The organism is Candidatus Oscillochloris fontis, from assembly GCF_004138135.1.
Taxonomy (GTDB): Bacteria; Chloroflexota; Chloroflexia; order Chloroflexales; family Chloroflexaceae; genus Oscillochloris; species Oscillochloris fontis.
Genome location: NZ_RYFD01000048.1, coordinates 22,647 through 29,349, shown reverse-complemented (window position 1 = coordinate 29,349; position 6,703 = coordinate 22,647). Strand labels below are relative to the sequence as shown.

At 60.2% G+C, this 6,703-nt stretch carries 5 protein-coding genes; 1 reads left to right on the top strand and 4 read right to left on the bottom strand.

Translation table 11 applies throughout. The features are described from left to right. Positions 1-76 precede the first annotated feature (76 nt). Complete coding sequence (locus tag EKD03_RS15280; protein ID WP_129632741.1) at positions 77-1,459, top strand: DUF11 domain-containing protein; 1,383 nt, start codon at positions 77-79, stop codon at positions 1,457-1,459. Between the two features lie 617 nt (positions 1,460-2,076). Here the strand turns inward: EKD03_RS15280 and EKD03_RS15275 are convergent. The 4 genes from EKD03_RS15275 to EKD03_RS15260 form a co-directional block, all read right to left on the bottom strand. Beyond that, positions 2,077-3,297 (bottom strand): phenylacetate--CoA ligase family protein, encoded by a 1,221-nt coding sequence (locus EKD03_RS15275; RefSeq protein ID WP_129632738.1) that lies wholly within the window; start codon positions 3,295-3,297, stop codon positions 2,077-2,079. Between the two features lie 71 nt (positions 3,298-3,368). Beyond that, a complete protein-coding gene (locus EKD03_RS15270; RefSeq protein WP_129632735.1) occupies positions 3,369-4,166 on the bottom strand; it encodes an ABC transporter ATP-binding protein in 798 nt (265 codons plus the stop codon). Positions 4,167-4,239: 73 nt separating this feature from the next. Beyond that, positions 4,240-5,499, bottom strand: coding sequence for an ABC transporter substrate-binding protein (locus tag EKD03_RS15265; protein WP_129632732.1), 1,260 nt, complete (start codon positions 5,497-5,499; stop codon positions 4,240-4,242). A 113-nt stretch (positions 5,500-5,612) separates the two neighbouring features. Then, positions 5,613-6,698 (bottom strand): branched-chain amino acid ABC transporter permease, encoded by a 1,086-nt coding sequence (locus EKD03_RS15260; RefSeq protein ID WP_129632729.1) that lies wholly within the window; start codon positions 6,696-6,698, stop codon positions 5,613-5,615. Between the last annotated feature and the right edge of the window lie 5 nt (positions 6,699-6,703).

Below are 6,703 nucleotides of genomic sequence, written 5' to 3'. Positions count from 1 at the left end.
CGCTGCGGTTACGGCGTATTGGGCGAATCAGCCTGCCCCACAATTACTGCCTGCTGGGGGGGCGTGAACGGATACGTTGGCACTCGTCCTCACCCTGGGCCTCTTGGTCACCATGGTCGGCCAGGTCTTTGCCGCTGCCTCGGAGGGCTATGTTCAGGTTCCGCTCACCAATGGCGATCTCGAAACAGGCGATGAGACGGGTTGGAGCTTTGATGAATCGATTGACCAGATGCAGGGCCAGTCTTGGGCGGAAGGCCCGAATGCCCTAGGTATGCCAGCCGATTCTGATCCCACGATTGATGATGAGGACGAAGGCTATGAGTGTGGTGCCTGGATCGAGGATGTTGAGGATTATGAAGAAGGGGTCTTTGAAGGCACCTCTAGTCTTGGGTTAGGTGTGGGTGCAGATGTCACTGCTTATGGTACCACACACTGTGCCAGTGCTGCATTTGCCTTTGAGGGCCAGGCGAGTGACATCCTGAAATTCAATTGGACCACATGGACCTATGACTATACCGATGTGATTGTGATTGTGCGCAATAAGAAGACTGGTGTTTCCCAGCGTATTCTGCACGCGCTCGTTCCAGAGGGTGATAATCTTATTTGGCACGGGATCCAGGGTGAGATCAATAGTGCGGTCTGCCCATCGGGCCTGTGCAAGCTCGAATTCATCATCTTCAATGGGGCCTACAACCCGTCTAATAAATCAGCGGGTATATGGGCTGAAACCTACCTCGACAACCTGACCCTGTGGCGCAAGCCCGCTACCGAGAAGCCCGTCGTCAAGCCCGCCGATGTCCACGTGGTGATCGATCCCAGCCCGAACCACGGTGTGGTGGCCGGGGATGTGGTGACCTACACCGTCACCGTCTTCAACAATGGTCAGGGCGGTGCCAAGAATGCTACCGTCTACCTGCCGGTTGACCCCGCCGTGGCAACGGTACTCGATGCGACCTTCGATGACGATGACGCCTGGGTGAGTGAACTGTTCGAGGATGGCCTGAGCTTTGAGACTGGGCCGCTGGCGAGTAAGGATGGCACGGTCGTGGCTACCATCCGCCTCCTGGTCAAGGCCGATGCACCGCTGTGGACGCTGCTCACCGAGCGCGCCCTGGTCGAGTGGGACGACTGGGCGGATGACGGCGCGGCATGGAGCAACCAACCTATCGTGCAGGTGGCCCAGGCCGATGATGATCGTGAGACCTACAGCCTTGTCGTCGAGCCAGGGGTGGATGGTCACATCCTCTTCAGCAGCAGCATCTTCGCGCCGGATGAGCCGGTGGGGGTCTGGTACAACACCTCCGATGGTGAGGTTGTGGCTGGCCCGACCTACTACGCCGAGGAAGATGGCTCGCTGGCGGTAGACTTCAACAGCACCGACCTGCCCGCCGGAACCTACTCGATGGTCTTCTATGGCCATTGGACGGAGTTCACGGTGGTGGGGGCGTTTAGTAAGTAGGAACGAAGCATTGCCCAACCCGACCATGCGGGAGACCTCCAACCAATGATCGTAGGGGCGAAACATCGCCCCTACGGACATGGGGTATCCGGGCATGGCGGGGCATGGCGGGGGTCATGTAGGGGCGAAGCATCGCCGCGCACGGTGGTTGGGGTTCCTCCGACGCCATGGTGGGCGATGCTTCGCTCCTACGCGGAATCTGGGGGTATCCGGGGCATGGCGGGGGTCATGTAGGGGCGAAGCATCGCCGCGCACGGTGGTTGGGGTTCCCCCGGCGCCATGGTGGGCGATGCTTCGCCCCTACGCGGAATCTGGGGGTATCCGGGGCATGGCGAGGGTCATGTAGGGGCGAAGCATCGCCGCGCACGGTGGTTGGGGTTCCTCCGACGCCATGGTGGGCGAAACATCGCCCCTACGGACATGGGGATATCCGGGGCATGGCGGGGCATGGCGGGGGTCATGTAGGGGCGAAGCATCGCCGCGCACGGTGGTTGGGGTTCCCCCGACGCCATGGTGGGCGATGCTTCGCCCCTACGCGGAATCTGGGGGAACCCGGATCATCCCCGTTTTCCGATGCCCCGACGCCATGGTGGGCGAAGCATCGCCCCCGCGCGCTTTTATTCCCACGTCCGATCATCTACAAAGCGCTTGGCATCGGCGGCAATCTCGCCCACCGCCTCAACATTGCAGCGTAGTTTGAGCGCCTCTTGGAGTACACCAGCGATTTTGCTGCCCAACTCCGGCGCATCCACCTCCGCAGCGGGCACAAAGCGGCAGGTCAGTTCGTCGCGGTGATCGTGGCGCGTGATGACGATCTGGTAGGCGGCGAGGCCCGCTACCCCACGTAGTGCCTCGTCGGCGTGGCGCGGATGCACGAAGAGACCGCGCACCTTCACACTGTCGCCGCTGCGCCCCAGCCACCCCACTAGGCGCGGGGTGGGCAAGCTGGCCGCTGGCCCGTCAACCATGATCGCCGAGAGGTCGCCGACGCCGAGGCGCACCAGAATATAATCGCGGCGGAAGAGCGTCACCACGACCTCGCCGGTTTGGCCGGGGGCCACCGGTGCGCCCGTGTTGATGTCGCAGATCTGTACCAGCGCATCGTCGGGCAGGTGCCAACCGTGGCGCTCCGGGCCGTTAAATCCCAGGTTGCCGGTCTCGGCGGTGCCATAGCCGTCGTAGACCCGGATGCCGTACTCATCCTCGAAGAGGGTACGCAGCGAGGGCGGCAGCGGCTCGGCGGCCACAAACGCCTTATTGATCGGCCAGTTCTTGGGGTCGTGGCCCTGCTCCTTGGCCTTCTCCAGCAACGCCTTGAGGTAACTGGGTAACCCGGCATAGGCCGTCACTCCCAGCGCCGCCATGGCCTCGATCTGCTGCGCCTGGGCACCGATCCCACCCGGAATGACTGCACTCCCGGCAGCGCGGGCACCCTCCTCAAACATCACCCCAGCCGGGGTGAGGTGGTAGCCGAAGCAGTTGAGGACAATATCATCAGGGCCGAAGCCAGCGGCGCGGAAGGCTGGCCCCCAGCGCCACGAGTCGGGCTGATCGGGTTCGGGGTCATAGATTGGGCCGGGGGACTGGAAGATGTGGCGTAAGTGGCTGGCGGGGATGGTGAGCATCCCGCCCAAGTTGGGGCCTTGGGCCTGAATAGTGATCAGATCTTCTTTGCGCTGGATCGGCAAACGCGCCAGATCGGCCACCGCGTTGATGTCGGCGGGTGTTAGCCCTGCTGCCTCCATGCGGGCGCGGAAGGCAGGCGAGTGGGCGTAGCCATAGGCGACCACCTCGCGTACCGGCTGATCGAAGGCAGCGTAGTAGGTTTCAATATGCACAACATCCCCCTCAAAGATGATATTTTTTTGGGGTGGTGTTGGCGGCATAGCCGCCAACACCACCCCAAAAATCATGAAAGCCAGCGCTTGCGGCGCTTATAGTGCTTCACCTCGCGGTAGCTCTTGCGGCCACCGACCTCATTCATCCCCAGGTAGAACTCGCGCACATCGGCATTATCCTTCAGATCTGCCGGTGCGCCATCGAGCACGATGCGCCCATTTTCCATAATGTAGGCGTGATCTGCCGCTTCAAGCGCGAGGCGCGCATTCTGCTCCACCAACAGAATGGTGGTGCTATGCTCCTTGTTAATGCGCTTGATAATGCGGAAGATCTCCTCGACCATAAGAGGTGCGAGGCCCAATGAAGGCTCATCGAGCATAATCAGCTTGGGGTGCGCCATCAGGGCGCGCCCGATAGCCAACATCTGCTGTTCACCACCGCTGAGGAAACCCGCCTTCTGGGTACGCCGCTCACGCAGACGCGGGAAATAGTTAAAGACCATCTCCATATCATGGTAGAGGGTTAGCGCGGGATCTTTCTGGGTGTAAGCACCGGCTTGGAGATTCTCGGCAATTGTGAGATGCTCGAATACCCGTCGCCCCTCCATCACCTGGAAGATACCAGTCTTCACAATGGCGGGGGCATCTTTCTTATGGATGGGTTGGCCAAGGAAGCGAACCTCACCATCTGTGACGGCCCCATTCTCTGGTTTGAGCAGCCCAGAGATCGCCTTAAGCGTGGTACTCTTGCCGGCACCATTGGAGCCGAGCAATGCCACAATCTGGCCCTCTTTGACCTGGAGTGAGAGACCTTTGAGCACCAGCACTACGTCGTTATAGATAACTTCAATGTTGTTAAGTTCAAGCATTAGAGAATCTTCTTTCCTGAGGCGATGCTGAGGGGCAGTGAAGCTCCCCAGCATCAGACCCATACGGACATCTCTACTCAGCGGTCATGAAGTCGGTCAGACCTTCCCACTTGCCATCCTTGATCTGGAAGACGCGCAACGCCTTCGAGCCGGCATGGTCAGTTGCGGTGAAGGTGATCGGCTGAGTGACACCACCAGTGTCAAAGTCGGTCAGGCTCTCTAGGCTGGCCTTGATATTCTCGCCGGTCAGCTCCTTGCCATCGGCCACGGTCTTCTCGATACCAGCGACCAGGATCTCCATGGCCGTCCAGCCCTGGACAAAGTTGCTATCGGCACCGCCGAAGTCAATGCCCTTCTCCTTGGCATAGTTGAGGGCAACCTCAGCACCGGGGCCAGTCGGGTTGAAGGGGATGGTACCCACAACACCCTCAGCATCAGCACCGGCGAGCTTCACGAGCAACTCGTTGGCGCACCAGTTGAGACACACGAACTGCACATCCAGGCCCAGGCTGCGGGCATTCTTGATTGCCAGGGCGGCCGGGCTAGAGACATTCTGGATGAAGACGTAGTTGGCGCCAGAGTCCTTGATCTGGCTTAACTGCGGGGTGAGGTCGGTAGCACCACGCGGCGAGGGAACCTCTAGCGGGGTGGCCACGCCATTGGCCTCAGCGAACTCAGTGCCATCCGCCAGCGGCGAACGACCGAAGGGGCTATCGTTGATCAGATAGGCGAACTTGGGAGCCTCGGTGTTGCCCTTGGCCTTCCAGTCCTCTAGCGCCCACTTCATGGCGATGACCAACTGATCCGAGTAGGTGGGGGCGGTGAGGAAGTTGTAGGGAGTATTTGCCGGATCGGTCAACTCAGCCGAGTAGGAGGCCGAGATGAAGGGCATCTGATCATTGGTAACCTTTGGCCGCAGGGCTTCGGTGTCACCCGTGCCCCAGCCGGAGAAGGCGACCACACCCTCACCCACGAACTGGGTGTAGAGTTCCTCAGCCTTAGCGACATCGTAGGCATAGTCCTGGCTGAGCAGTTCAATTGGGCGGCCTGCAATACCACCATTGGCATTCTTCCACTCGATAAATGCCTTCTGGCCCTGCGAGTAGGGGGTACTCACGTCAGCCGTCGCGCCGGTCAGGTCGAAGATCGCCCCGATCCGGATCGGCTCGCCACTGGCTACCGGAGCGGTAGTCTCACCGCTTGCAGGTGCCGTCGTGGCACCCGCAGGAGCGGTCGTTGGGCCCGTTGCTGCCGGAGCCGCACCACCACACGCCGCGAGCAGCACCGATAGGGCTGCCGTCAAAGCACCTGGTCCAATCCAACGCTTGAGCATCGTTGCTTCCTCCACTTGGCACTGTCTGCCGTGCCTACGCCGGGGCGACACCAGTGCGCCCCTTCCGAATTCGCCACACCAGGAACGAAACGAAGGGAGGCCGACCCTCCCGGTCAATAACTAAATGGCCAGAGCCTGAAGTAGTCCTTCAGATTACGCCACATCTTAACGATGCCCTCCGGCTCAAAGATGAGGAAGAGGACAATCGCCAGACCGAAGGCTCCCTGTTGAATATAGGGCAGGTAGTTGGCGAAGGCGGGCATAAAGCCGCTCGCGGCGCGACTGACATTCGAGAGCAGCGCAGGCAGGATCGTCATAAACGCGGCACCATAGATCGAGCCAGAGACACTGCCTAGGCCGCCAATGATGATCATCGAGAGGTAGAGGATGCTCACATCAATCGTGAAGCGCTCCCAGGAGATGATCCCTCGATAGTGGGCCATCAGCGCACCCGCCAACCCGGCAATGAAGGACGAAGTGGCGAAGGCGAGCAGTTTATACTTGAAGAGATCAACCCCGATCACCTGCGCGGCAATGTCTTGGTCGCGGATAGCGACCATGGCGCGTCCGGCACGCGAGCGGAAGAGGTTACTGACGAAGAGCACCGTCAGCACCAAGCAGGTCATGATCACCCAGTAGAAGTTGAAATCGTTGTTGCCCTTCAGGGCGAAGCCAAACAGACTATTGGCGGCGGGAGGAATACTGAGCGACTCACCGAAGAAGACAACCCGCCGATCCCCGGTTGCCATCTGAACAAATTTATCACCTTTGGTGAGGAACCAAATGATGATCTCCTGCGCGGCCAGCGTAGCAATTGCGAGGTAGAGCCCCTTGAGGCGCACCGAGGGCATCCCGAAGATCGCACCTATGCCGGCGGCAACGATACACGCAATCGGGATGGAGATCCACATTGGTAAGCCCGCATGGGCCGCTAACAGGCCGGTGGTGTAGGCACCGACCGCCATAAACCCGGCATGACCGATACTGATCTGGCCAGTAAAACCGACCAGGACGTTGAGGCCAATCGCGCCAATCGCGGCGATCCCGATTGTATTCGCGAGGTTCAGCCAGTAGCGATTGCCAAACCAGGGGAAGAGCAACAAGATGGCGATAATCAGGATGATGCGGATGCGCATCGGCCAGTAGGGCCGTAGAGCCATATCGCCAGCGTAGGTTGAGTGGAAGGTTCCGCTTTGCATAGATC

Coding starts and splice junctions, on each gene's coding strand:
- EKD03_RS15270 (WP_129632735.1), bottom strand. CDS start 4,166: ATGCTTGAACTTAACAACATTGAAGTTATCTATAACGACGTAGTGCTG.
- EKD03_RS15265 (WP_129632732.1), bottom strand. CDS start 5,499: ATGCTCAAGCGTTGGATTGGACCAGGTGCTTTGACGGCAGCCCTATCG.
- EKD03_RS15260 (WP_129632729.1), bottom strand. CDS start 6,698: ATGCAAAGCGGAACCTTCCACTCAACCTACGCTGGCGATATGGCTCTA.